Source organism: Paraburkholderia ferrariae NBRC 106233, from assembly GCF_000685035.1.
In the GTDB taxonomy this organism is placed as follows: domain Bacteria; phylum Pseudomonadota; class Gammaproteobacteria; order Burkholderiales; family Burkholderiaceae; genus Paraburkholderia; species Paraburkholderia ferrariae.
In genome coordinates this window covers 21,764-46,708 of the sequence record NZ_BAYB01000011.1, presented here as the reverse complement: position 1 = coordinate 46,708, position 24,945 = coordinate 21,764, and the positions used below count along the sequence as shown (strand labels likewise).

Here is a 24,945-nt window from a genome sequence, read left to right as displayed (position 1 = left end):
ATCACCAGAACAATGACCCAAGCCCATCACGCCACTCTCCTCGTCGAACTGCTGACCGAGGAACTGCCGCCGAAGGCGCTCGCGCGCCTCGGCGACGCGTTCGCCGAAGGTATCGCCGAGCGCCTCGCCGCACGCGACCTGATCGAAGGCGACCTCTCGTTCGAACGCTACGCCACGCCGCGCCGCCTCGCGGTGACGATCAGGAACGTGCGCAGCGTCGCGCCCGAAAAGCAGGTGCGCGAAAAAGTGCTGCCCGTCTCGGTCGCGCTCGATGCGAACGGCCAGCCCACCGCGCCGCTCGCGAAGAAGCTCGCGGCGCTCGGCTTCCCCGACTTCCCGGTGAGCGAGCTCGAACGCGCCTCGGACGGCAAGAACGAAGCCTTCTTCCTGCGTTATGCCGCACCCGGCGCGACGCTCGCCGACGGCCTGCAGGCGGTGCTCGACGAAGCGCTCACGAAGCTGCCGATCCCGAAGGTCATGACCTACCAGCGCCCGGACGGCAGCAACGTGCAGTTCGTGCGCCCCGTGCATCGCCTCATCGCGCTGCACGGCGACCAGATCGTGCCGGTGAGCGCATTCGGCGTGGACGCCGGCGACACCACGCGCGGCCACCGCTTCCTCTCCGAAGGCCCGATCGCCATCACGCGCGCCGACGACTACGCGCACGCGCTCAAGCACAAGGGTTCCGTGATCGCAAACTACGCGGACCGGCGCGAATCGATCCGCTCGCAGTTGATCGCCGCCGCGGGCGAGGACAAGGTCGTGATGCCCGAAGCGCTGCTCGACGAAGTGAACTCGCTCGTCGAATGGCCGGTGGTGTACGCCTGCAGGTTCGAGGACGAATTCCTGCAGGTGCCGCAGGAGTGCCTGATCCTCACGATGCAGACGAACCAGAAGTACTTCGCGCTCACCGACGCCGAAGGCCGCCTGCGCTCGCGCTTCCTGATCGTCTCGAACATCGCGACCGACACGCCGGTCGAGATCGTGGAAGGCAACGAACGCGTGGTGCGCCCGCGTCTGGCCGACGCCAAGTTCTTCTTCGAGCAGGACAAGAAAAAGCCGCTGGCCGATCGCGTGCCGCTGCTCGCGAACGTCGTGTACCACAACAAGCTCGGCTCGCAACTGCAGCGCGTGGAGCGCCTCGAAACGCTCGCCGGCGAAATCGCACAACGGGCCGGCGCCGATGTCGCGCTCGCGAGGCGCGGCGCGCGCCTCGCGAAAGCCGACCTGCTGACCGACATGGTGGGCGAGTTCCCCGAGCTGCAAGGCACGATGGGCACGTACTACGCGCGCCACGACGGCGAGCCCGAAGAAGTGGCGATTGCGTGCTCCGAACACTACCAGCCGCGCTTCTCCGGCGACGCCCTGCCGGCCACGCCGACGGGCACGATCGTCGCGCTCGCGGACAAGCTCGAAACGCTCGTGGGCATCTGGGGCATCGGCCTCGCGCCCACCGGCGAAAAGGACCCGTTCGCGCTGCGCCGTCACGCGCTGGGCGTGCTGCGCATCCTCGTCGAAAAGCAGTTGCCGCTCGATCTTCTCGAACTGCTGCGCGCGGCGCAGGCCCAGTTCGCGAACGTGCCGGCCGTGACCGATTCGACGGCTGCGATCTACGAATTCTGCATGGACCGCCTGCGCGGTCTGCTGCGCGAGCGCGGCTACGCCGCCGCCGAAATCGACGCGGTGCTCGCCATGAATCCCACGCGCCTCGACGACATCGTCGCGCGCCTCGACGCGGTGCGCGAATTCGCGGCGCTCGCGGAAGCGGCGTCGCTCGCGGCGGCGAACAAGCGCATCTCGAACATCCTCAAGAAGTCCGAGGTCGCCGACGACGCCGGCGTGCAGGTCGCGCTCTTCGTCGAAGCGGCCGAAAAGGCGCTCTACGCGCAGCTCGAACAGGTTGCGCCGCGCGTGGAGTCGCAGCTCGCGGCCCGCGAATACACGGGCGCCCTCACGGCGCTCGCGGCGCTGCGCGAAACGGTGGACACCTTCTTCAACGACGTGATGGTGAACGCCGAAGACCCGGCGCTGCGGGCCAACCGGCTCGCGCTGCTCAAGGCGCTGCACCGGCAGATGAACCGCGTAGCGGACATCTCGCGGCTCGCCGCCTGACGCCCCCGGGCCCACACTGAGCGCGACGCCATGCCGACCAGTTCCAGCAGAAAACTCGTGATCCTCGACCGCGACGGCGTGATCAACGTCGATTCCGACGCGTACATCAAGTCGCCCGACGAATGGATCGCCATCCCCGGCAGCCTCGAAGCGATCGCCCGCCTGAACCAGGCGGGTTATCGCGTTGCGGTGGCGACGAACCAGTCCGGCATTGGCCGGGGCCTCTTCGACATGGCCGCGCTCAACGCCATGCACGCGAAGATGCACCGCCTCGCGGCGGCCGTGGGTGGGCGTATCGACGCCGTGTTCTTCTGCCCGCACACGGCGCAGGACCACTGCGACTGCCGCAAGCCGAAGCCCGGCATGCTGAAGATGCTCGCCGAGCGCTTCGAGATCGACCCCGAGGAAACGGCCGTGGTGGGCGACTCGCTGCGCGACCTGCAGGCCGGCGCCGCGCTCGGTTTTCGCACGCATCTCGTACTCACCGGCAAGGGCGAAAAAACGCTGAGCGCGGGCGGGCTGCCCGAGGGCACCCAGGTCCATGCGGACCTGCGCGCGTTCGCGCTCGACTTCCTCGCGAGCGAGCCGGCCTGAGCACGCCACGCTAACCCGAACGGCCACGGCGGCGCGTGCCTCAGGCGCGCCGCTCGCCCAACCCTTCCGCCCCGACCGATGCGCTTTCTCCGCTCCCTGCTGCTGTTCATCTACTTCATCGCGTTCACCATGCCGTACGCAACGGCGTGCTTCATCGCGTTCCCGTTCATGAACGCCGACCGGCGCTACTGGATGGCGGTGGGCTGGTGCCGCACGACGCTCTTCGTCACGCGCTGGCTCAACGGCATCCGCTACCGCATCGAGGGCTGGGAGAACCTGCCGGACGGCCCGGCCGTGCTGCTCTCGAAGCATCAGTCGGCATGGGAAACGCTGGCGTTTCCGGCGCTGATGCCGCGCCCGCTGTGCTACGTGTTCAAGCGCGAACTGCTGTACGTGCCGTTCTTCGGCTGGGCGCTCGGCATGCTGAAGATGGTTCAGATCAACCGCAAGGAAGGCAAGCACGCCTTCGATTCGGTGACGCGCCAGGGCCGGCAGCGCATGGCCGAAGGCGCCTGGGTCATCATGTTTCCGGAAGGCACGCGCACGCCTGTCGGCAAGCAGGGCAAGTACAAGACCGGCGGCGCGCGCTTCGCCATCGAAACCGGCGCGCCGGTGGTGCCGATTGCCCACAATGCGGGGCGCGTCTGGCCCCGCAACTCGTTCATTAAATATCCGGGTATAGTCACGGTGTCGATCGGCAAGCCGATCGAGACGACCGGACTCTCGCCCGACGCAGTCAATACGCGCGTGGAGCAGTGGATCGAAGCCGAGATGCGGCGCATCGATCCGGCGGCGTACCGCGAGACGGATGGCGCGTCGGCGAACGCGGCTCGCATCTGACGCGAGCGGGCCGATAAGCGGCGCGGGCCTGGCCCACGCGCCACGCGCCACGCGATCAATCGCTACAGACCTGACGATGCAGAAGTCCAATACGCCGCGGCCCGCTGCGGCGCTTGATAACCGGCAGCTCGATTTGCCGCTTTTCGGGGAGGCGCTCGGGCACGCTGTCCCGCCCTCGCCGGGCTCGACTCCCACCCTTACGCCGACACCCTCCCAGCCGTCGAACCCGGTGCCCCTCGCACCGGACGGCACACGCTTGCGCGCGGTCGTGCTCGGCGCGTGCACGCTGCATTACCACCTCAAACGATCGTCGCGCAAATCCATTGGTTTCGTGATCGACGGCACGGGGCTTGCCGTCACCGCGCCGCGCTGGGTGACGCTCGCCGACATCGAAACAGCCATCGCGGAAAAGCAGCGCTGGATCTTTGCGAAACTGGCCGAATGGCAAACGCGCACCGAGCAGCGTGCGCTGCCGCGCGTGCAATGGGGCGACGGGGCTGAACTTCCTTATCTCGGCAAGCCGATACGACTGCGGCTGGGCGCGGCCCATCTTGCCTTCGATGAAACCACGCGAGTGCTCGCCCTGCCGCTGCCGTCGCACGCGGACGCGCAGCAGATCAAGGACCGCGTGACCGGCTGGCTGCAGGGCGAAGCGACGCGCCTGTTCGGCGAGCGGCTTGCGGCTTATGCGGAGAAACTGGGCGTCGCGTTCCGCTCTTATGCGCTTTCTTCCGCTGCCACGCGCTGGGGAAGCTGCTCGAGCGAAGGCCGGATACGGCTGAACTGGCGGCTGATTCACTTCCCGCTCCCGGTCGTGGACTATGTCGTCGCGCACGAACTCGCGCATTTGCGGGAGATGAACCATAGTCCGCGGTTCTGGCGGACGGTGGAGTCGATCTTTCCGGAGTTTCGCGAGGCGAGGAAGGCGCTGAAGCAGTGCCCGGTGGAGATGTGAAGGCTTAGGGCGCGTTGCGGCCCGGGCGGTGCGCGCACTATCGATACATAGCAGTCCGTATGATCGATCGCACCGGGAATCCGGCCGACCGCCGGGGCAATTCCAGGCGATTCCAGGCGGCACCGGGCAATTCCGGTGCCCCGGCCACATCTTTACTGCTTCTTCTGGATGAACTCGATCTTGTAGCCATCCGGATCGGTCGCGAACGCGATCACCGTCGTGCCGTGTTTCATCGGTCCGGCCTCGCGCACCACCGTGCCGCCCTGCTCCTTGATCTTCGCACAGGCCGCGTACGCATCCTCGACCTCCACGGCCAGATGGCCGAATCCCGTGCCGAGGTCGTAGGCAGGCGTGTCCCAGTTGTGGGTAAGCTCGATCACCGTGCCGTTGCGCTCGTCGGTGTAGCCCACGAACGCGAGCGTGAACTTGCCGTCGGGGTAGTCCTCGCGGCGCAGCAGTTTCATGCCGAGCAGTTCGGTGTAGAACTTGATCGAGCGATCGAGGTCGCCGACCCGGATCATCGTATGGAGGAGGCGCATCGTGTACTCCGTTTGGCCGTCGTCAAAACCGCGACTCTACCAAAATCCCGTGGCGCGTGCCGACGCCGGCAAACGCCGCCGATTTGCTCTAGCATGATCGCCATCCCGAATTTGCCGCGGGCAGCGGGAAGCCTGACAGACAATCGATTCAAGGAGCAGACATGCGGATTCTGGTAGTGGGCGCAGGAGCGACGGGCGGTTACTTCGGCGGCAGGCTCGCCGCCGCCGGGCGCGATGTGACGTTTCTGGTCCGGCCCCAGCGCGCCGCCCAGTTGCGCGAAGCCGGCCTCGTGATTCGCAGCCCTCACGGCGACCTCACGCTGCGCGAGATCCAGGCGGTCACGCAGGACGCGCTCGCCAGCGCCGGCCCCTTCGACCTCGTGCTACTCAGTTGCAAGGCCTACGATCTCGATGACGCCATCGAGTCCTTCGCGGCGGCCGTGGGCCCCTCCACGGCGATCCTGCCGCTCCTGAACGGCATGCGTCATCTCGACGTCCTGCAGGCACGCTTTGGCACCCAGGCCGTGCTGGGCGGCGTGTGCCTGATCGCCTCCACGCTGAATGCCGCGCGCGAAATCGTGCATCTGAACGACGCGCACGCCATCACCTTCGGCGAACTGGGCGGCGGCGTCTCGCCGCGCGCGCAGGCGATTGCGGATGCGTTCTCCCACGCCGGCTTCAACGTGAAAGCCAGCGAGCGCATTCTCCAGGAGATGTGGGAGAAGTGGGTGTTCCTTGCCTCGCTGGCCGGTTCGACGTGTCTCCTGCGCGCCCCCGTGGGCGTCATCCTCTCGACGCCCGATGGCGAAGCGATCGTCGAACGCCTCTTTGCGGAATGCCGCGCCACCGCGGCCGAAAACGGCTACGCGGTGCGCGACGCCTTCGTGGAGCGCTCGCGTTCGATGCTTTTCGCGGCCGGCTCGCCGCTCACGGCCTCGATGCTGCGCGACGTGCAGAACGGCTCGCGCACCGAGGCCGATCACGTGCTGGGCGACCTGATCCGGCGCGGCGGCGAGGCGCAAAGCAGCGATGCACTTTCGGTGCTGCGCGTGGCCTATAGCCATTTGAAGGCCTACGAAGCGCAGCGCGGCGCGGCGAACTGACGAGGGGCGCGCGCCGCACCCTGAGGGCAGCAGGGGTATCGGCCTGGCGGGCAGGCGGACTTTGGTATCGTATCGGTCCGCCTTACAGGTAACAAACAAGGCAACAAACAAGCGGCCGACAAGCCACATCGCCGCTATCCGCCAGCCACCGACACGACCGATGAGCACCCTCGCCTTGCCCGCGCGCCGCGCGCCAGACAGTCAGGCTGTGATCCTGATGATCGTGCTCTGCGCGATCTGGGGCTTGCAGCAAGTTGCCATCAAGAGCACCAATGTGGCGCTGCCGCCCGTGTTTCAGGCGGGGCTGCGCTCGACCATCGCCGCGCTGCTGGTCTGGGGCTGGGCGCGAAGCCGCGGCACGCCGCTCTTTCGCGAGGACGGCACGCTGGGGGCCGGGCTCTTTGCGGGCGTCCTGTTCGCCGGCGAATTCGTGTGCATCTTTCTCGGCCTCACGATGACGAGCGCGTCGCGCATGGCCGTGTTCCTCTACACCGCCCCCTGTTTCACCGCCCTGGGCCTGCACTGGTTCACGCCGGGCGAGCGCATGCGGCGCACGCAGTGGGTTGGGGTTGCGGTGGCCTTTGCCGGCATGGCGCTCGCATTCGCCGATGGTTTCGCGCGCACCGGTACGAAGGACATGCACGCGATATTGACCGGCCTCGCCGGCGATGCGCTCGGCGTGCTCGCCGGCGCGCTGTGGGCCGCCACGACGGTGGTCGTGCGCAGCAGCACGCTCGCGCACGTCAGCGCAAGCAAGACGCTCTTCTATCAACTGGCGGTGTCCGGCGTGGTGCTGCTCGCGCTCGCGGCAGGGCTCGGCCAGATCGAGGTGCGCACGGTCACGCCGCTTGCCGTCGCGGCGCTCGGCTATCAGGCCGTGGTCGTGGCGTTCGTGAGCTATCTCACGTGGTTCTGGCTGCTCACGCGCTATATGGCGTCGCGGCTTTCGGTGTTCTCGTTCCTCACGCCGCTCTTCGGCGTGACGTTCGGCGTGCTGTTGCTCGGCGAGTCGTTCAGCAGCCGGTTTCTCGCCGCTGCGCTGCTCGTGCTGGCCGGCATCGCGCTCGTGAACGCACCCGCCAAACCCCAGCGACGCTAGGGCAGAGGCCCTGGCTCCATGGCCGCGCACGGGCGGCGCGTGGGCTTCGGTGCCCTTACCCGGCCGACTTCGCCGATCCGCCCAGCGCCTGGGCGATGCGCACGTACTCTTCCACCGGCACCTCTTCGGCGCGGCGCGCGAGATCGAAGCCCAGCGCCTCGAAATCCACGCGGTCGCGATAATCGCCCAGCGTGTTGCGCAGCATCTTGCGACGCTGCGAGAACGCGGCCGTCACGAGATCGCCGAGGATCGCGTCGTCCACATCGGGCAACTCGTGCGGCGCATAGGGAATCATGCGCACGATGGCCGAATCGACCTTGGGCGGCGGCTGGAACGATTCGGGCGGCACGTCGATCAGCTTGTCGATGACGTAGCGGTACTGCAGCATCACCGTGAGACGGCCGAATGCCTTGCTGCCCGGCTCGGCCACCATGCGCTCCACCACTTCGTTCTGCAGCATGAAGTGCTGGTCGATCACGCAGCGCGCGAACGCGGCGAGGTGAAAGAGCAGCGGGCTCGAGATGTTGTACGGCAGGTTGCCGACGATGCGCAGCGAAGGCTTCTCGCCCGGCGCGGCCAGCGCAGCGAAGTCGAAGGCGAGCGCATCGCCCGCATGGAGTTCGAGCAGCGGCCCGAACTTCTTCGTGAGGCGCGCGATCAGGTCGCGGTCGAGTTCCACCGCGTGCAGCGGCGACTCGGGCGTGGCGAGCCGTTCGATCAGCGGCCCGGTGAGCGCGCCGAGACCCGGCCCGATTTCGACCATGCGTTCGCCGCGCTGCGGGCGGATCGTATCGACGATCGAGTCGATCACGCCCGTATCGACGAGAAAGTTCTGGCCGAAGCGCTTGCGCGCGAAGTGGCCCTGGTGCTGTCTGCTGCTATTAGACATCGTCTGGAAATTCAGTCAGAGAGCGCGGCGGTGCCGCGCCATCGAAACGGCGGTATCGACGGCGGCGATCAGGCTGCCCGCGTCGGCGCGGCCCGTGCCGGCAAGATCGAGCGCAGTGCCGTGATCGACCGAGGTACGGATGATCGGCAAGCCGAGCGTCACGTTGATCCCTTCGCCGAACGTCGCGTATTTCAGGACCGGCAGGCCCTGGTCGTGGAACATGGCGAGCACGCAGTCCGCGTCCTTGAGGTAGCGCGGCTGGAACAGCGTGTCGGCCGGATACGGGCCGCGCGCGTCGATGCCCGCGTCCGCGGCCCTCTTCAGCGCCGGCGAGATCGTCTCGATCTCCTCGCGGCCGAGGTAGCCGTTCTCGCCCGCATGCGGGTTGAGCCCCGTCACGAGGATGCGCGGCTGCGGCACGCCGAAATGGCGGCGCAGGTCGTGGTCGACGATGCGCAGCGTCGTGACGAGGCCATCGACGGTGAGCGCCGCCGAAACGTCCTTGAGCGGCAGGTGCGTCGTGGCGAGCGCCACGCGCAACGGCCGCGCGCCGGTGCCCGCGAGCATCATCACGACCTGCGGCGTGCCGGTGCGCTCGGCCAGGTACTCGGTGTGGCCGGTGAACGGAACGCCGGCGTCGTTGATGGTGCTCTTCTGCAGCGGCGCCGTGACGATGGCGTCGAACGCGTGCGCCACGGCGCCGTCGATGGCGCGGTCGAGCAGCGCCAGCACATAGCGGCCGTTCGCGGCGTCGAGCTTGCCCGGCTGGGCCGGCACGGCGAGCGGCACGTGCTCCACGCGCACGCGCGACCTTGCGCTGAGCGCAGCCCAATCGACGTTGACGGCGGCAGCGCGTGCCGCGAGGAGGTCCCGGTCGCCGAGCACCACGAACTCGGCGTCGGGCCAGTGTGCAGCGGCGCCGGCGAGCGCGGCGGCAGTCAGTTCCGGGCCGACGCCGGCGGGTTCGCCGGTGGTGATGGCAATGCGGATCGGCCCCGGCCCCCGCGGAGCCGGCGACGAGGATGCGGGGGCGTTCACGGCGGTTTCCTTTAGTTCTGCGGCGGCGTCATGCCGGCGATCTTGTAATCGACGTAGGCGCTGTCACGCAGTTGGCGCAGCCAGTCGGCGTAAGCCTGCTCGGCCTTGCGCTGGCCGATTGCCTGGCGCGCGAGGTCCATCTGCTGGGTCACGGAGCCTTCGGCGTCGCGGCGCCCGAGCACCTGGATCAGGTGGTAGCCGTATTCGGTGCGCACCGGGTCGCTGATCTGACCGTCCTGCAGCGTGTTCATGGCGCGCTCGAATTCAGGCACGGTTTCGCCCGGGCTGATCCAGCCGAGGTCGCCGCCCTGCGAAGCCGAGCCGTCTTGCGAGTAGGTGCGCGCGAACTTCGCGAAGTCGCCGCCCGCCTGCACCTCGCGCTTGATCTCCAGCAGCTTCTGGCGCGCTTCCGGCTCCGGCATGCCGCCTTCGCCCACGCGCAGCAGGATGTGACGCACGTGCGTCTGCACGAGCGTCGGCGCGGCGCCGGCCGTGCCCTGGCCCGTGCGGCGGTCCACGAGGCGGATGATCTCGAAGCCGTCGTTGGTGCGGATCACCGACGGATTGACTTCACCCGGGCGCATGGTCGCCGCAGCCGTCACGAATTCGGGCGGCAGCTTCGAGGGCGCGAGGAAGCCCATGTCGCCGCCCTGCTTCGCGTCCGCAGCCTGCGAATTCGACTTCGCGAGGCTCGAGAACTTGTCGCCCGACTGGGCTTGCTTGAGCAGCGCGTTGGCCTTCGCCTGGGCAGCTTCGATGTCGGTTTCCGGAGCGTTGAGCGGCGCCTTGATGAGGATGTGCTCGAAGTGCAGGTCGTTGGTCTGACCCGCATTCGGTCCGCGCTGGCTGGCGATGTAGTTCGCGACTTCGGCGTCCGACACCGAGATCTTGCTGTCCACTTCCTTCTCGCGCAGCTTCGAGAGCGTGAGCTCCGTGCGTGCGTCGCGCGTGAACGTGCTCCAGGGCACGCCCGCCGCCTCGATGCGCGCGCGGTAGGTGGCGAGGTCGAGGCCGTTGGCCTGGGCGAGGCGCTCCAGCGTGCGCTGCACGGCGGCGTCGTCGACGGTGATGCCGTCTTCCTTCGCCCGCTGGAGCTGGATGCGTTCGAGCACCATCTGGTTGAGCACCTGGGCGCGCAACTGGTCCATCGGCGGCACCGGGGCGTTCTGCTGCTGCAGGCGGCGTGCGATGAGGCCCACGCGCTCGTCCAGCTCGCGCTGCGTGATCACGCCGTCGTTGACGATGGCGGCGATCGTGTCCACCGTCTGCCCGGGATTGGTGGGCAGGCCCTGCGCTTGCGCCGGCGTGGCCGGCATGAGGCCCGCGACGGCGATCAGACTCGCAGCGAACGCTGCCAGGCGAAGCTTTTTCATGATTCCCACAAATACTCCAATGTTGGCGGGCCGCTTCGCCCGTCGTCTCTTTGCAACCGACCCCGCGCTGTCCCGCACGCTTCCCGTTCCGGGAAAAACGCGACGGATCACGCGTTATTGATAATCCGTGAAACGCGATGCCGGCGGCGGCTGGGCAGGCAGCGTCGTGTAGCCCGGCACGCTGGCCTTGAAGGCTGCCACCAGCCCGTTATCGACGTTCGACAGCCCCTTGAGCGTTAGCTGCGCCATGAATCGCGTAGACGAATTCTGGCCGCCGGTCGTATTGACCCCGTTTGCATAGCGCTGGATGCCGACACCGAGCACCCAGCAGTCGGCATCGTACTGCAAGCCCGCCAGGCCATTGACGATCCGGTGCCCGACCAGATCGTAATTGAAGGTGCCCACGGCGAACACCCGGTGCGAAAACGGCCATTGCGCCGAGATCATAATCTGGTTGATTGGCGTGTAGTCGAGCGTGGTGTTCGCGCGCGTGTAGCGGTATGCGATGTTCAGCACCCGGTTCGGGCCCGGGCTGTAGCCGAAACCGACGCTCGCCTTCGTCAGGTCGTTATTGTCGGCATTATATTGGAACGCGGTTTCCGAAGCGAAACCGCCCCCGATCTTCAGCGATGCGCCTGCGATCAGGTCCGAATGGGTTGCCTGCGCCGTCGTCTCGCCGGGCGTCAGCGTCACGCGCTGATCCTGGAAGTAGTACTGCTGCGCGAGAACGAAGCGCGCGCGTTCGTCGCCGGTGGCCGGATCGATGAAGCGCGTGGTAATCGCCGCGGTGATGCGGTTCGAGTCCGCAATGCGGTCGTCGCCGACGAAGGTGTTCGGCGTGAAGATTTCCGCGAGGCCGAAGTCCGAATCGGCCGTGTCGAAGAGCGGCGCGAACTCCTGATTCCGGTACGGCGTGTACACGTAGTACAGGCGCGGTTCCAGGGTCTGGATGTAGTCCTGACCGAACAGGTGCACGGTGCGGTCGAACACGAGGCCCGTGTCGAAGCTGAACGTGGGCACCGACTCGGTGAAGTTCTTCGGCTGCCCGACGGGCGAGCCCGAACCGATATTGCTCAGATCGTACGCGGCGAAGTGCCATTGCACCTTCGGCGTCACGAAGTAGCCCGGCCCCAGCAGCGAGTACGACAGATACGGATTGAAGACGACGCGGTCGCCTTCGGTCATGTCCGAACTCGTGATGCGAAAGCGCGAGTAGTCGGCCTCGGCGCCGTAGTCGAAGCCTTCGACGTTGTACTGGTTGTACTTGACGTTCAGCTCGGGCTCGCGGCCGTACGGCGGCGACGATCCTTCGAGCGTCTGCCAGTGCTGGACGCGGGCCAGCACCGACCACGGCCCGTTGTTGTACGTCACGCCCGCTTCCTGCTGGTACAGGAGCTGCGTGCCGTTCATGAACTGGCTGGCCGGCGACGCCAGGTCTTCCGGATAGGTGTTGTCCGAGACCTTGTTGTAGTAGATGTACCCGCCGAACCCGTCGCCGAAGTTCTGGTTGTGCTGGATGAACAGCGCGTAGCGGTTCGTCTTCGTGATCGCGTCGTCCGGCAGGAACGTCCCGGTGATGGTCCCCGAGTAGTTCGCCGAGAGATACCGGTAGTTGGCCGTCGTGAACAGGCCGCGCTTGGACATCAGCTCGGGCGTGATCGTCGCGTCCCGGTTCGGTGCGATGTTGAAGTAATACGGTATGGCAATGTCGTAGCCGTTCGTCGAACTGAGCGAGAACGTGGGCGGCAGCACGCCGCTGCGGCGGTCGCCCGAGAGCGGAAACGAAAACCACGGGCTCGCGAAGATCGGCACGTTCTGGAAGAACAGCACGCTGTTGTGCGCGACGCCTTCGTCGGCGCCCGTGTCGAAGTCGAACTCGCTGCCCTTGATATACCAGGCCGGATTCGACGAGCACTGGCACGCGGTATAGGTGCCGTTCGTGAGCACCGAGCGCTCGTTGTCGAGCAGGTCCGCGCGTTCCGCGCTGCCCGAGCCGCCCGTCATCGTGAAGTGGTACTTCGGCGTGGGCATGAAGCCTTCGTTCGCCTCGACCTTCAGGTGCGCTTCGGGACCGGCGAAGGTCGTGCCGCTTTGCGAGACCACGACATGGCCGTACGCATCGGCCGTATCGGTGTCCTCGTCGTAATGCAGCGCATCGCCCTTGACGACGTTCACGCCCTGGCGCAGCTCGGCTGCACCCTTGACGGCGACGTCGGTATCGGCGGTGCCCGTGGTCGAATCGCCGAGCACGAAGGTGGCCGGGCGCTGCCCCGCCACCAGCGGATGGTCTTCGAGCTGCGGCGCGAGGCGCAGGCTCCATGCACCGTCCAGCGGCTCCGGCTGCGCGGCCGCACCCGAGAGCTGGGCGTGCGAGATCGCGGGCATCAAGCCCGGCACGGCCACGAGTGCCGCGATGAGCCGCCGCTTGCCCGGCACGCCGTCGTCACTGTTGGAGATCGTCTGGAAAAGCTTTCTGGGCGGCATGTATGGTTTTGGCGAATCGGCCCGGCCGCCAGCCCTTCTCGCCGCGGTCGCACACCTCTCGCGCGTGCCGCGGCGGAAGCCGGGCGCACAGCGGATCACCTTACACCGGACGATGAAGGCGGCAAGCGTACCGTCATGCGGGCTTTGGCGCGAGTCGCGTCAAAAAAGTCGTGGGGTATTATATGGCAAGACGTTGATCCACTGATTCTGCTTCCGGTTTTCATGACCTCCACCGCCGCGCACCGCCCCGCCGATACCCGCATCGACCTGCTCGCCGCCTGGCTTGCCTCGCACGCGCAACGCCACGCACTCGATCCCGCCACGCTGGCCCCGGCTTCCGCCGACGCGAGCTTCCGGCGCTACTTCCGCGTCGCGAGCACGGGGGCGCACGGCGCCACGCTGATCGCCGTGGACGCGCCGCCGCCCGAGAAGTGCCGCGAGTTCGTGCAGGTGGCCGAACTGCTCGCGGCGGCCGGCGTGCATGTGCCGCGCGTACTGGAGGCCGATTTCGACGCCGGCTTCATGCTGGTGACCGACCTCGGCACGGCCCCCTACCTGAAGGCGCTGCAAGAGTCCGGCCCCGGCCCGCGCTCGCGCGAGCTGATGCGCGAGGCGCTCGACGCGCTCATCCGCTGGCAGCTTGCCTCGCGCGAAGGCGTGCTGCCGCCCTTCGACGAAGCGTTCCTGCGCCGCGAGATGGAGCTGATGCCCGAGTGGTACCTGCAGCGCCATCTGGGCCGCGAAGTGGATGCGGCCACGCGCGCGGTGCTGGACAAGACTTTCGCGCTCCTCGTCGACAACGCGCTCGCGCAGCCGCAGGTGTTCATGCTGCGCGACTTCATGCCGCGCAACCTGATGATCGCGAGCCCGAACCCGGGCGTGCTCGACTTCCAGGACGCGGTCTACGGCCCGATCACCTACGACGTCGCCTCGCTGCTGCGCGACGCGTTCCTCAGCTGGGACGAGGAGTTCGAGCTGGACTGTTTCGCCCACTACTGGGAGCACGCGAAAAAGGCCGGCCTGCCGGTGAGCGCCGACTTCGGCGAGTTCTACCGCCAGCTCGAATGGATGGGCCTGCAGCGCCATATCAAGGTGCTGGGCCTTTTCTGCCGCATCCATTATCGTGACGGCAAGCCGCACTACATGGACGACCTGCCGCGCTTTCTCGGCTACGCGAGCAAGGTCGCGCGCCGCTACCGGCCGCTCGCGCCGTTCGCTCGGCTCATCGACGAGCTGCAAGGCACGGCCGTCAAGAGCGGCTACACCTTCTGAGCATTCCGATCGTTCCGAGCCCCACCCCGCCCACCCATGACGAGGCCCCACCCATGAGCCGCGCCCGCTTCGAGCGCACGGCGATGATCTTCGCCGCCGGCCGCGGCGAGCGCATGCGCCCGTTGACCGACACCGCCCCGAAACCGCTGCTGCCCGTGGCCGGCAAGCCGCTGATCGTCTGGCAAATCGAGCGGCTCGCCGCCGCCGGCTATACGCGCATCGTGATCAACCACGCGTGGCTTGGCGAGCGCATCGAAGCCGCGCTCGGCGACGGTGCGCAGTTCGGCGTGACGCTGCGCTACTCGCCCGAAACCGAGGCGCTGGAGACGGCGGGCGGCATTGCGCAGGCGCTGCCGCTGCTGGAAACGCAGGGAGAGGCGGCCGTGTTTCTTGCCGTGGCCGGCGACATCTTCAGCGAATACGATTTCGCGCGGCTCGAAACGCCTGCGCAAGCGCTCGCGGCACGCGCCGAGCCGGGCATGCATCTCGTGATGGTGCCGAACCCGCCGTTCCATCCGAAGGGCGACTTCGCGCTGGGGGCAAACGGCACGCTCGCGCTCGACGGTGCGCCTCGCCGCACGTTCGGCAGCATCGGGCTCTACGACACGCGCATGTTCCGCGACCTCGCGCGCGGCACGAAGCGCGCGCTCGCGCCGTACTACCGCGAAACGATTGCGCAAGGGCGCGCAACCGGCGAACTCTACGAAGGGCGCTGGGAGAATGTCGGGACACCTGAGCAACTCGCGGCGCTGGACCAGGCACTGCGCGCCTGAAGCCTTCCGGCGGGCCAGCGGGCCAGCGCATCGTCGCACGCACCACGGCGCGCGACGTCTCACTGCTCTCCGGCCGCCTCCTCGATGCGCGCATCGGGAGCCGCGCCGCGTTGCTGCTGCAGCGCCCACATCTGCGCGTAATGCCCGGCCGCGGCCAGCAGTTCGGCATGCGTGCCGCGCTCCACGATGCGCCCGTGGTCCATCACGATGATCTGCTGGGCGTGCACCACTGTCGAAAGCCGGTGTGCGATCACGAGCGTCGTGCGCTCGCGCGCGATCTGGTCGAGTTCGTGCTGGATCGCGCGTTCCGAGCGCGAATCGAGCGCCGAGGTGGCTTCGTCGAAGAGCAGGATCGGCGGGTTCTTCAGCAGCGTGCGGGCGATCGCCACGCGCTGCTTCTCCCCGCCCGAGAGCTTGAGCCCGCGCTCGCCCACGGGCGTGTCGTAACCCTTCGGCAGACTCTCGATGAACGCCTGGATATGCGCCGCGCGCGCGGCCGCGATCACTTCCTCGCGGCTCGCCGTGGGGCGGCCGTAGGCGATGTTGTAGTAGATCGAATCGTTGAAGAGCACCGTATCCTGCGGCACGATGCCGATTGCGGCGCGCAGCGAATCCTGCGTGACGTCGCGGATGTCCTGGCCGTCGATCGTGATCGCCCCGCCGTATTTTTCCGGGTCGTTGCGATCGAGATCGTAGAAGCGGAACAACAGGCGTGCGAGCGTGGACTTGCCCGAGCCGCTGTGCCCCACCACTGCGGTCGTGGTGCCCGCCGCAATCGTGAAGCTCACGTCGTGCAGGATCTGCCGGGACGGTTCGTAGGCAAAGCTCACGTGCGCAAACCGCACCTCGCCGCCGCGCACCGCGAGCGCGGGCGCGCCCGCTTGGTCGGCCACTTCGCGCGAGACCGTGAGCAGCGTGAACATGCGGTCCATGTCGGTCAGGCTCTGCTTGAGTTCGCGATACACCACGCCGAGAAAGTTCAGCGGAATGTAGAGCTGCAGCATGAAGGTGTTGATGAGCACGAGGTCGCCGAGCGTGAGCCGCCCCGCCATCACGCCCTGGGTCGCGCGCCAGAGGATGAACACGAGCCCCGTGCCGATGATGGCCTGCTGCCCGAAGTTCAGCGCCGAAAGCGAATGCTGCGACTTGATCGCGGCCGCGCGGTAGCGGTGCAGATTCTCGTCGTAGCGCTTCGTCTCCCACTCCTCGTTGCCGAAGTACTTCACCGTTTCGTAGTTGAGCAGCGAATCGATCGCGCGCGAGTTGGCGCGCGAATCGAGTTCGTTCATGGTGCGGCGAAAATGCGTGCGCCACTCCGTCACCTTCACGGTGAACACGATGTACGCCACCAGCGCGACGAGCGTGACGATTGCGTAGTACGCCTCATATTTCACGACGAAGAAGCCGAGCACGAGTCCCACTTCCACCAGCGTCGGCAGGATGCTGTAGAGCGAGTACGAAATGAGCTGGGTGATGCCGCGCGTGCCGCGTTCGATATCGCGCGTCATGCCGCCCGTTTGCCGGTCCAGATGAAACCGCAGCGAGAGCGCGTGCAAATGGCGGAACACCTTGAGCGCAAGCTGGCGCACGGCGCTCTCGGTCACCTTCGAAAAGAGGATCTCGCGCAGTTCGGTGAAAAGCGAGGTGGAGAGCCGCACGACGGCGTACGCCACCACCAGCAGCCCGATGCCGCCCACGAGCACGATGCCCGGCGCGTGCTCCGCGCGCCCGAGCGCCGTGAGATGCCGCACCGAAACGAGGTTATCGACGATGTGCTTCATGACGATCGGCACGCCGAGGTTCGCGACCTTCGCGCCGATCAGGCAGGTGAGCGCGAACGCCACCCGCCACCGGTACGCGGTGAGATAGGGCAGCAGCGAGACGATGGTCTGCCAGTCGTTGCGCGGCCCGATGGCGGGCAGCGCGGGTTCGTTGGACGAAGGGAAACGGCGCATGAAGGCAGCGGCGAACCGCGTGATGGATTGGGGGTGTCCGGCGACGGGTTGGGCAGGCGGCATCGGCCCCGGGGGTCTCGGGTTTGGCCCCGAGGCTCGCCCCGGATCTGGCCTCAAGGGCCGGCCCGGACACCCGCTTTCCCGTACAATTCCTGATTCGCGTATTGTCGCAGAAGGCCGCCGGCGGCGCTGAGGCCGCTCCTGCGGCGCCTTTCGGGCGGCACCGGCGCCCGCTGCCGTGCCCGCCGTAGCGCCTGCTGCGAAGCTCCCCACTTTTTCATGGACTCCCGATGACCGACGCCCTCACGCTCCCCCCACAACCGCCCGCGCTGCGCGTCGTGCCGCAGCCCTCGGACGCGAACGTCCACGGCGACGTGTTCGGCGGCTGGATCATGTCGCAGGTGGACATTGCCGGCTCGATTCCGGCCAGCCGCCGCGCGAACGGCCGCGTGGCGACCGTCGCGGTGAATTCGTTCCTCTTCAAGCAGCCCGTGTTCGTGGGCGACCTGCTGAGCTTCTATGCCGAGATCGTCAAGACCGGCAGGACCTCGGTAACGGTCGAAGTCGAGGTGTACGCCCAGCGCATGCGCCTTGCGGACGAAGTGGTCAAGGTGACGGAGGCAACGCTCACCTACGTGGCCACGGACAGCGGCCGCAAACCGCGCGAGCTGCCCGCGCTCGCCTGAGCTTCAGCGATTGCGGGGCTGGAGCCGCGTCTCAGGCCATCCACGCGGCCCCGGTCCCTTCGTACGCCACGCTCGCGCCCAGCAGCGCGGCGATGTCCTCGCCGGGCAGCGGCGGCGCGAAGAAGAATCCCTGCATCTCGTCGCATTCGCGCTCGCGCAGGAACGCGTACTGCGACGACGTCTCCACGCCCTCCGCAATCACCTGCAACTGCAGTTCGTGCGCGAGTGCGATGATCGCCGCCGTGATGGTCTCGTCGTCCACGCTCGTGCCGATGTCCGCCACGAACGAGCGGTCGATCTTGAGCCGGTCCACCGGCAGCCGCTTCAGGTAGCTCAGGCTCGAATAGCCGGTGCCGAAGTCGTCCACCGAAATGCCGATGCCGAGCGCGTGCAGCTCGTTGAGCATCGAGACGGCTTCCTCGGCATTGCGCATCAGCGTGCTTTCGGTGAGTTCGAGTTCGAGATAGCAGGCCGCGAGCCCCGTTTCCGCCAGCACTTCGGTCACGAGCTGCGCGATATTGCGCTGCTGAAACACGCGCGCCGACAGGTTCACGGAAACGCGCACCGCCGGCAGCCCGTCGCGCTGCCAGGCGCGGTTCTGGCGGCACGCCTCGCGCAGCACCCAGTCCGATAGCGGGCCGATCAGGCCGCTTTCCTCGGCCACGGGGATGAACTGCGCCGGCGGCACGAGCCCGGTTTCCGGGTCGTACCAGCGCACGAGCGCCTCCATGCCCACGATGCGCCCGCTCTCCACTTCCACCAGCGGCTGGTAGTGGAGCCGGAATTCCCCGTCGCGCAGCGCACGGCGCAAGCGCCGCTCGAGGTTCATGCGCGCGCCGACGCTCGCGTTCATCTCGGGCTGGAAGAACTGGAAGGTGTTGCGGCCCATGTCCTTCGCGCGGTACATCGCCACGTCGGCTTTCTTGAGCAGCGTCTCCGCGTCGTTGCCGTCCTGCGGGAACACGCTCGCGCCCAGGCTGCAGCCCACGTAGAGCTCGGTGCCGTCGAGCCACACGGGCTCCGAAATCATCGCCCGCGCGCGCTCCATCCAGTTGATCAGCGACTTCTCGTCGATGGTGTCGGTGAGCACGATCACGAACTCGTCGCCGCCGTGGCGCGCAACCGTGTCGCTCGTGCGCGTGCAGCGCGCGAGCCGCTCGGCCACCACGCGCAACAGCCGGTCGCCCACGCTGTGGCCGAGGCTGTCGTTCACGTTCTTGAAGCCGTCGAGGTCGATGAACACCACGGCCACGCCGCGCTCGTGCCGGTGCGCGGAAACGAGCGCCTGCTGCAGGCGGTCGCGCAGCAGATTGCGGTTCGGCAGGAGCGTGAGGCTGTCGTAGTTCGCCTGGTATTCGAGCTGCTCCTGATAGCGGATCAGCTCGGTCACGTCGTTGATGATGCCGATGTGGTGGGTCGTGCGGCCGTCCAGATCGGGCACCGGCGCGATCAGCAACTGGTTCCAGAAGAGCCCGCCGTCCTTGCGGTAGTTGCGCAGCACGGCGCTCACCTCGCGGTTCGCGCCGAGCGATTCGCGGATCGTGATGAGGCCGTCCTGGTCGCGGTCGTCGCGCTGCAACAGGCGGCTGTCGAGGCCGATCACCTCGGCCGGGTCGTAGCCCGTGATGCGCCGGAACGCGGGGTTCGCGTACTCGATCAGGTTGCTGCCGCCCGGCCCCGGCGCCGTGATGAGAATCGCGTTCACGCACGCGTCGAGCGCGCGGCTTTGCAGGCGCAGCGCGAGATCGGCGCGCTTGCGCTCGGTGGTGTCGGTGAAGGAGCCGATCACGCCGATCACGCGGCCCTCGCCGTCGAGCATCGGCAGCTTGCTCGTCAGCGTGGTCTTGTGCACGCCGTCGATCGTCAGGTCGTCTTCGAAATTGATGTTCGGCAGGCCCGATTCGAGCACCTCGCGGTCCTGCGCCTGCATGCGCAAAGCGTAGGCGCGCCAGGGCAGTTCCTCGTCGGTCTTGCCGATCACCTGCTCGGGGTAGGCGAGGCCCGCGTCGCGCGCGAACGTCATGTTGCAGCCAAGGTAGCGCGAATCGGCGTCCTTCCAGAAGATGCGCTGCGGAATGTTGTCGATCACCGTCTCGAGCATCTGGTTCGAGCGCTGCGCCTCGGCTTCCACGCGGATCTGGTCGGAGACGTCCTCCGCCAGCACGAACACCGCCGCGCGGCCCAGAAAGGTCAGCGCGTGGTGCGAAATATTGGCGCTGATCGTCGAGCCGTCGCGGCGGCGGTGATGCCAGATGCCGGCCATCGTGCGCACGTTCGGCGTGAGCGTGTCCGAGCGCGCGAGGTGCTGCTCGAGGCGGGGCACGTCCTCGGACACGCGAATCTCGCGGATCGTCATCGTGAGGAATTCGTCCTCGCCGTAGCCGTACTGCTGGATCGCGGCCGCGTTGACGGCGAGAAAGCCCAGCGTCTCGCGGTCGAACACGTACATCGGCACGGGGTGGGCGTCGAAGAGGCCCTGGAAGCGCTCGCCGATCTCGCGCGTGCCGCGCAGCTTTTCGCGGGCGGCGCTCTCGCGCGCGCCGAAGGTGTAGAGCAGCAACGTGGCGCCCGCGAGCATCGTCACGATCAGGAGCGCCGAGGCGCGGCTCGACGAACGCGACGACTCGCTGAGCGCCGCCGCCAGCGCGAGATCTTCCGCGCCCTGCAGCGACGAGAGCCGGGCGTCGAGGCGGTCCACGCGGGTGTCGAGGCGGATGTATTCGGTGGTGGCCCACGTCTCGGCGTCGGAGGTCAGCGCGGCGAGCGGGGTCGTGGCGGCCGTGACCGTACTGGCGGCGCCGGTAGGGGCGGCCGCGGCACGGCCAGGAGGGGCATAGAGTCCGCTGGCCCACCCGGGGGCGACGGACACCGGCGCCGCCACCGCCGATGCACCCGCGACCCTGGCCGCCCCGCTTGCCGGCGCCGCGGCTACGATCGAGCCCGCCGGGGCGACGCTGCTCGCGGCGGCCTGGGTCTGCGCATCGGCCACCCGCTGCTCGACGCGCGCGAGCGTGTCGTCGATATCGCGGGCCACGGTCAGCGCTTCGAGCGAGGCCGTGTCGAACCGCGCGAGCAGCGCCGGGTTGTCGGCGAGCTCGGCCCGCACCGAACGCGCGGCCTCGTCGAGCGCCGCAGCACGGCGCGCGCGCGCATCCGCGGGTTCGGTGACGCCGCCCGACTCGAAGCGGCCGAGCGCGGCGAGGCCGCCGCCCAGCGCTTCGCGGAAACGGTCGAGGTCGTGCCGCACGCGTGCCGCCTGGGCGGCGCGTGCATCGATCTCGCGCTGCGTGCCGATCTGCGTCCAGGCCACGAACGCATTGGCCCCCACGGCCGCAGCAACGACCGCCAGATTGATGAGCTGGCGCCTCGGAATTAGAAGGTTCATTGTGTGCCGAACGTCGTTCGTCCCCCGCTCGGCGCGCGGAACGACGGAAAACGACCTGCGTGCGAATGGCTGGCGTCTACTGCGCCAAACCGGATAACGGCACGCCTAGGCAAGGCTTGAGGGGAAAAAGGCGAAAATCCGCCGATTAGAGGGGGGACTAAAGAAAAAGAATAAGGGGACCGATTAAGGGCGCCGGCAAGACACCGACGCACGACGCCCGCGAAGAGCGTCAGCCACGGGGTTCAACCGGCACAGCGGCCAAGGCCAGGACCAGGGCTTAAGCCTCGGCCACGAGCCCGAACTCGCGCATCGCGGGCGCGAAGTCGTGATTGCTCTCGGGCTTGCGCGCGAGCTTGGCGAGCACGTAGCGCTGAAACGGCGCGAGCCGCGCCCATGCCTCGACGCCCGGTGCCCGCATGCCCGCCAGCGACGCCTGATGGGCAATGCCGTCCGGCACCGCACTCACGTCGCGCCAGGCCGGCGCGGGATCGGGTTCGAACCATTCGGGCTCGACATTGGCATGCGTGCGCAGCATTTCGAAGAGCGCGTGATCGAAATTCGGCTCGATTTCAACGTCTTCGTCCACGGGAAAGCACGCGAGGAGGCGCCGGTCTTCCCATGGCAGCAACTGCCACTGGGCGAGCGAGACGCGCAGACCGAAGCGGTCCAGATTGAAGCGTACGCACATGGGGATATAGGTGAGGTTTTCCGACGACTCGACCTCGAACCCGAAGAGGAGCGGAGCTTCGTTCAAAGACATGGCAGTATCCTGGGGGCGCGAGCGGGGGGCGCCCGCTTGGGGTATTTTAGAACCTTCCGCGGCGCGCGCGAGGCGCGCTGCACCGAGGAGCATAACGTTTGAACCCACCCAACCCACTGGAAACCGAGGGCCAGCCCGGCGCCGTCGATCTGCGCGTGCACCGGCACCGCGGCGGCGCGACCGAAACCACCACCGATCACGTCGGCCAGGAGTGGCCCGTGGCACTCGTCTTCAACGGCATCTCGCACGCCGTGATGATGTGCACGCCGCGCGATCTGGAAGCCTTTGCCGTCGGTTTTGCGATTTCGGAAGGCATTGTCGGCCGTAACGCCGACATTCAGGACATCGAGGTTTTCCTGCGCGAAGACTCGGACCTGCCCCACGCCGAAGTCCATCTCACGGTCGTGCAGCAGGCGTTCGCCGGACTCAAGGAAAAGCGCCGCGCGCTCGCCGGGCGCACGGGCTGTGGCGTGTGCGGCATCGAGAGCATCGACCTGCTCGATCTCGAACCCGAGCCGGTGCCCGATACCGGCTTCGTAGCGCGCCTCGCGCCCGGCGCAATCGCGCGCGCGGCGCGCGAATTGCCGCAGCATCAGGCGCTCACGAAACTCACGGGCGGCCTGCACGCGGCTGCGTGGTGCGACGCCGAAGGCGCGATCCTGCACGCATTCGAGGACGTGGGACGCCACAACGCGCTCGACAAGCTGATCGGCCAGCTCGTGCTGCAGCGTGCCGATACGCAGCAGGGCTTCGTGTTCCTCTCGAGCCGGGCGAGCTACGAGCTCGTACGCAAGGCGGCGCGCGTGGGCATTCCGATGGTGGCGACGATCTCGGCGCCCTCTTCGCTTGCGATCACCATTGCGAAGCGCGCCGGGCTGCGGCTCGTGAGCTTCTGCCGCGAATCGGGCTACGTGGACTACGAGACGGCCTGAAAACCAGCCGGCGCAGGCCGTCCCCACCGGCCCCGCGCCTTTCTGCTCCCTGCGTTTTGTATGCCGCCCGGCCAGCGCTCAATCGAACTGGCGAAAATCCGGCTTGCGCTTTTGCAGGAACGCCGTGAACGCCTCGCGCGCTTCGGGCGCGAGCAGCATCTTGCCGAAGTGCACGGCCTCCTCGGTCATGCGCGTCTTGAGTTCGTGCTCGCTCCCCTGCTTCATGAGCGCTTTCGTCACGCGCAGCGACGCCGCCGGCAGCGCCGCGAGCTTCGCCACCTGCGCGGCCACGAACGCGTCGAGCTCGGCGGCCGGCAGCACGCGGTTCACGAAACCCATGCGGTGCGCTTCGGCGGCGTCAAAGGTCTCGCCGAGCAGCAGCTTTTCCGCCGCGCCCTGATAACCGGCAATGCGCGGCAGGAGCAGCGACGAACCCGCCTCCGGGCACAGGCCGAGCTGCGCGAACGGCATGGCAAAGCGTGCGTTGTCGGCGGCGTAGACGATATCGCAATGCAGCAGCAGCGTCGTGCCCACGCCGATCGCCGGGCCGGCCACGGCCGCCACGAGCGGCTTCGTGGCGCCCGCAATCCCGGCGAGAAAGCGCATGACGGGAGAATCGCTGCCGGTAGGCGGCGTCTTCAGGAAGTCTTCGATGTCGTTGCCGGCGGTGAATATCTCGGCATGGCCGCGAAACAGCACGGCGCGCACACCGGTGTCGGCGTGCGCTTCCTGCAGCGCCTCGACCATGGTCTGGTACATCGGCGGCGTGAGCGCGTTCTTGCGCTCGGGCCGGTTGATGGTGATCGTCATCACGCCGCCGTCACCCGTTTCGCGGCCGATCAGGATTTCGTTGCTCATTGTGGTCTCGATACAAAAACGGTTCGCAGACCGTGAAGTCTGCGAACCGTGTTGTCAGTCATAGAAGGGCTGCGGATACGCTTACAGCCGCTCGATGATGCCCGCTGCACCCATGCCGGTGCCCACGCACATCGTCACCATGCCGTACTTCAGGTTGCGGCGGCGCAGGCCGTGCACGACGGTCGAAGCGCGGATCGCGCCGGTCGCGCCGAGCGGGTGGCCGAGCGCGATCGCGCCGCCGAGCGGGTTGATCTTCGAAGGATCGAGGCCCAGGTCCTGGATCACCGCCAGCGACTGCGCGGCAAACGCCTCGTTCAGCTCGATCCAGTCGAGATCGTCCTGCTTCAGTCCCGCGGCCTTCAGCGCCGCCGGAATCGCTTCCTTCGGGCCGATACCCATGATCTCCGGCGGCACGCCGCGCACCGCGAAGCTCACGAAGCGCGCGAGCGGCGTGAGGTTGAACTGCTTGAGGATCTTCTCGGAGACCACGATCAGCGCGCCCGCGCCGTCCGAAGTCTGCGAGCTGTTGCCGGCCGTGACCGAACCCTTGTTGGCGAACACCGGGCGCAGCTTCGCGAGGCCTTCGAGCGTCGTGTCGGCACGCGGGCCTTCGTCGAGCTCGATCAGGCGCTCCTTCACCTTCACTTCGCCGCTGGCGAGATCGGGGAAGCGCTCGACGAGCATGTACGGCGCGATCTCGTCCTTGAACTCGCCCGCCTGTTGCGCGGCCAGCGCGCGGCGGTGCGATTCCACCGAGAACGCGTCCTGCGCCTCGCGGCTCACCTTCCAGCGCTCCGCGACCTTCTCGGCGGTCAGGCCCATGCCGTAGGCGATGCCGATATCTTCACTGCGATCGAAGATGTGCGGCGAGAGCGACGGCTTGTTGCCCATCATCGGCACCATGCTCATCGACTCGCAGCCGCCCGCGATCATCGCGTCGGATTCGCCCACGCGGATACGGTCCGCCGCCATCGCGAGCGCCGTGATGCCCGACGCGCAGAAGCGGTTGACGGTCACGCCGCCCACGCTTTGCGGCAGCCCCGCGAGCAGCGCGCCGATACGCGCCACGTTCAGGCCCTGCTCCGCTTCGGGAATCGCGCAGCCGACGATGGCGTCTTCGATCACGCTCGTGTCGAGACCCGGCACCTGCGCGACCGCCGACCTGATCGCATGCACCAGCAGCTCGTCGGGGCGGGTGTTCCTGAACACGCCGCGCGGCGCCTTGCCGATGGGGGTGCGGCTCGCGGCGACGATGTAGGCGTCCTGCAACTGTTTGCTCATCTGTAACTCCAGTCCTT

General features: G+C 67.6%; 20 protein-coding genes. 10 read left to right on the top strand and 10 right to left on the bottom strand.

Going from position 1 to position 24,945, the window contains the following annotated elements:
- Positions 1 to 12 precede the first annotated feature (12 nt).
- The 4 genes from glyS (at position 13) to BFE01S_RS12445 (ending at position 4,501) form a co-directional block, all read left to right on the top strand.
- Complete coding sequence (gene glyS, locus BFE01S_RS12460) at positions 13 to 2,112, top strand: glycine--tRNA ligase subunit beta (protein WP_028225784.1); 2,100 nt, start codon at positions 13 to 15, stop codon at positions 2,110 to 2,112.
- A gap of 30 nt (positions 2,113 to 2,142) precedes the next feature.
- Positions 2,143 to 2,706, top strand: coding sequence for a D-glycero-beta-D-manno-heptose 1,7-bisphosphate 7-phosphatase (gmhB, locus tag BFE01S_RS12455; RefSeq protein ID WP_028225783.1), 564 nt, complete (start codon positions 2,143 to 2,145; stop codon positions 2,704 to 2,706).
- Positions 2,707 to 2,784: 78 nt separating this feature from the next.
- Complete coding sequence (locus BFE01S_RS12450; RefSeq protein ID WP_028225782.1) at positions 2,785 to 3,546, top strand: lysophospholipid acyltransferase family protein; 762 nt, start codon at positions 2,785 to 2,787, stop codon at positions 3,544 to 3,546.
- Between the two features lie 76 nt (positions 3,547 to 3,622).
- Positions 3,623 to 4,501 (top strand): M48 family metallopeptidase, encoded by an 879-nt coding sequence (locus BFE01S_RS12445; protein ID WP_028225781.1) that lies wholly within the window; start codon positions 3,623 to 3,625, stop codon positions 4,499 to 4,501.
- Positions 4,502 to 4,653: 152 nt separating this feature from the next.
- Here BFE01S_RS12445 and gloA read toward each other — a convergent pair whose 3' ends face one another.
- Positions 4,654 to 5,040, bottom strand: a complete 387-nt coding sequence (gene gloA, locus BFE01S_RS12440; RefSeq protein WP_028225780.1) for a lactoylglutathione lyase — start codon at positions 5,038 to 5,040, stop codon at positions 4,654 to 4,656.
- Between the two features lie 161 nt (positions 5,041 to 5,201).
- Between gloA and panE the strand changes: the two genes are divergently transcribed.
- Positions 5,202 to 6,143 carry a 2-dehydropantoate 2-reductase gene (gene panE, locus BFE01S_RS12435; protein ID WP_028225779.1) on the top strand — a complete coding sequence of 314 codons (942 nt, stop codon included), beginning with the start codon at positions 5,202 to 5,204 and terminating at the stop codon, positions 6,141 to 6,143.
- 160 nt (positions 6,144 to 6,303) lie between these two features.
- Positions 6,304 to 7,242, top strand: coding sequence for a DMT family transporter (locus BFE01S_RS12430; protein ID WP_028225778.1), 939 nt, complete (start codon positions 6,304 to 6,306; stop codon positions 7,240 to 7,242).
- A gap of 55 nt (positions 7,243 to 7,297) precedes the next feature.
- On the opposite strand, the gene rsmA is transcribed toward BFE01S_RS12430, so the two are convergent.
- The 4 genes from rsmA to BFE01S_RS12410 all read right to left on the bottom strand — a co-directional run bounded on the left by rsmA (position 7,298) and on the right by BFE01S_RS12410 (position 13,026).
- Positions 7,298 to 8,131: a 16S rRNA (adenine(1518)-N(6)/adenine(1519)-N(6))-dimethyltransferase RsmA gene (gene rsmA / locus BFE01S_RS12425; RefSeq protein ID WP_028225777.1), complete on the bottom strand. Its 834-nt coding sequence runs from the start codon at positions 8,129 to 8,131 to the stop codon at positions 7,298 to 7,300.
- A gap of 15 nt (positions 8,132 to 8,146) precedes the next feature.
- Entirely contained in the window at positions 8,147 to 9,169 is a 1,023-nt protein-coding gene (gene pdxA, locus BFE01S_RS12420) for a 4-hydroxythreonine-4-phosphate dehydrogenase PdxA (RefSeq protein WP_042337587.1), read from the bottom strand.
- Between the two features lie 11 nt (positions 9,170 to 9,180).
- Positions 9,181 to 10,551: a peptidylprolyl isomerase gene (locus BFE01S_RS12415; RefSeq protein WP_028225775.1), complete on the bottom strand. Its 1,371-nt coding sequence runs from the start codon at positions 10,549 to 10,551 to the stop codon at positions 9,181 to 9,183.
- Positions 10,552 to 10,656: 105 nt separating this feature from the next.
- Complete coding sequence (locus BFE01S_RS12410) at positions 10,657 to 13,026, bottom strand: LPS-assembly protein LptD (protein ID WP_028225774.1); 2,370 nt, start codon at positions 13,024 to 13,026, stop codon at positions 10,657 to 10,659.
- 222 nt (positions 13,027 to 13,248) lie between these two features.
- Here BFE01S_RS12410 and BFE01S_RS12405 point away from each other — a divergent pair, with 222 nt between their 5' ends.
- Together BFE01S_RS12405 and murU are read left to right on the top strand one after the other, a co-directional pair.
- Entirely contained in the window at positions 13,249 to 14,298 is a 1,050-nt protein-coding gene (locus tag BFE01S_RS12405) for an aminoglycoside phosphotransferase family protein (protein WP_028225773.1), read from the top strand.
- Between the two features lie 53 nt (positions 14,299 to 14,351).
- Positions 14,352 to 15,071 carry an N-acetylmuramate alpha-1-phosphate uridylyltransferase MurU gene (murU, locus tag BFE01S_RS12400; protein ID WP_042337584.1) on the top strand — a complete coding sequence of 240 codons (720 nt, stop codon included), beginning with the start codon at positions 14,352 to 14,354 and terminating at the stop codon, positions 15,069 to 15,071.
- Between the two features lie 59 nt (positions 15,072 to 15,130).
- On the opposite strand, the gene BFE01S_RS12395 is transcribed toward murU, so the two are convergent.
- Complete coding sequence (locus BFE01S_RS12395; RefSeq protein WP_028225771.1) at positions 15,131 to 17,026, bottom strand: ABCB family ABC transporter ATP-binding protein/permease; 1,896 nt, start codon at positions 17,024 to 17,026, stop codon at positions 15,131 to 15,133.
- A gap of 290 nt (positions 17,027 to 17,316) precedes the next feature.
- Here BFE01S_RS12395 and BFE01S_RS12390 point away from each other — a divergent pair, with 290 nt between their 5' ends.
- Positions 17,317 to 17,712 carry an acyl-CoA thioesterase gene (locus BFE01S_RS12390; RefSeq protein ID WP_028225770.1) on the top strand — a complete coding sequence of 132 codons (396 nt, stop codon included), beginning with the start codon at positions 17,317 to 17,319 and terminating at the stop codon, positions 17,710 to 17,712.
- A 31-nt stretch (positions 17,713 to 17,743) separates the two neighbouring features.
- Here BFE01S_RS12390 and BFE01S_RS38435 read toward each other — a convergent pair whose 3' ends face one another.
- Positions 17,744 to 21,097, bottom strand: a complete 3,354-nt coding sequence (locus BFE01S_RS38435) for a sensor domain-containing protein (RefSeq protein ID WP_042337583.1) — start codon at positions 21,095 to 21,097, stop codon at positions 17,744 to 17,746.
- A gap of 277 nt (positions 21,098 to 21,374) precedes the next feature.
- Positions 21,375 to 21,857, bottom strand: coding sequence for a nitrate reductase associated protein (locus BFE01S_RS12380; protein ID WP_028225769.1), 483 nt, complete (start codon positions 21,855 to 21,857; stop codon positions 21,375 to 21,377).
- Positions 21,858 to 21,955: 98 nt separating this feature from the next.
- On the opposite strand from BFE01S_RS12380, the gene fdhD reads away from it, so the two are divergent.
- Positions 21,956 to 22,789 (top strand): formate dehydrogenase accessory sulfurtransferase FdhD, encoded by an 834-nt coding sequence (fdhD, locus tag BFE01S_RS12375; RefSeq protein WP_028225768.1) that lies wholly within the window; start codon positions 21,956 to 21,958, stop codon positions 22,787 to 22,789.
- Between the two features lie 78 nt (positions 22,790 to 22,867).
- Here the strand turns inward: fdhD and BFE01S_RS12370 are convergent, their stop codons facing one another.
- Both BFE01S_RS12370 and BFE01S_RS12365 read right to left on the bottom strand, forming a co-directional pair.
- Complete coding sequence (locus BFE01S_RS12370) at positions 22,868 to 23,647, bottom strand: enoyl-CoA hydratase (RefSeq protein ID WP_028225767.1); 780 nt, start codon at positions 23,645 to 23,647, stop codon at positions 22,868 to 22,870.
- Between the two features lie 81 nt (positions 23,648 to 23,728).
- On the bottom strand, positions 23,729 to 24,928 hold the full coding sequence (locus BFE01S_RS12365) for an acetyl-CoA C-acyltransferase (RefSeq protein ID WP_028225766.1): 1,200 nt from the start codon (positions 24,926 to 24,928) through the stop codon (positions 23,729 to 23,731).
- Positions 24,929 to 24,945: the final 17 nt, after the last annotated feature.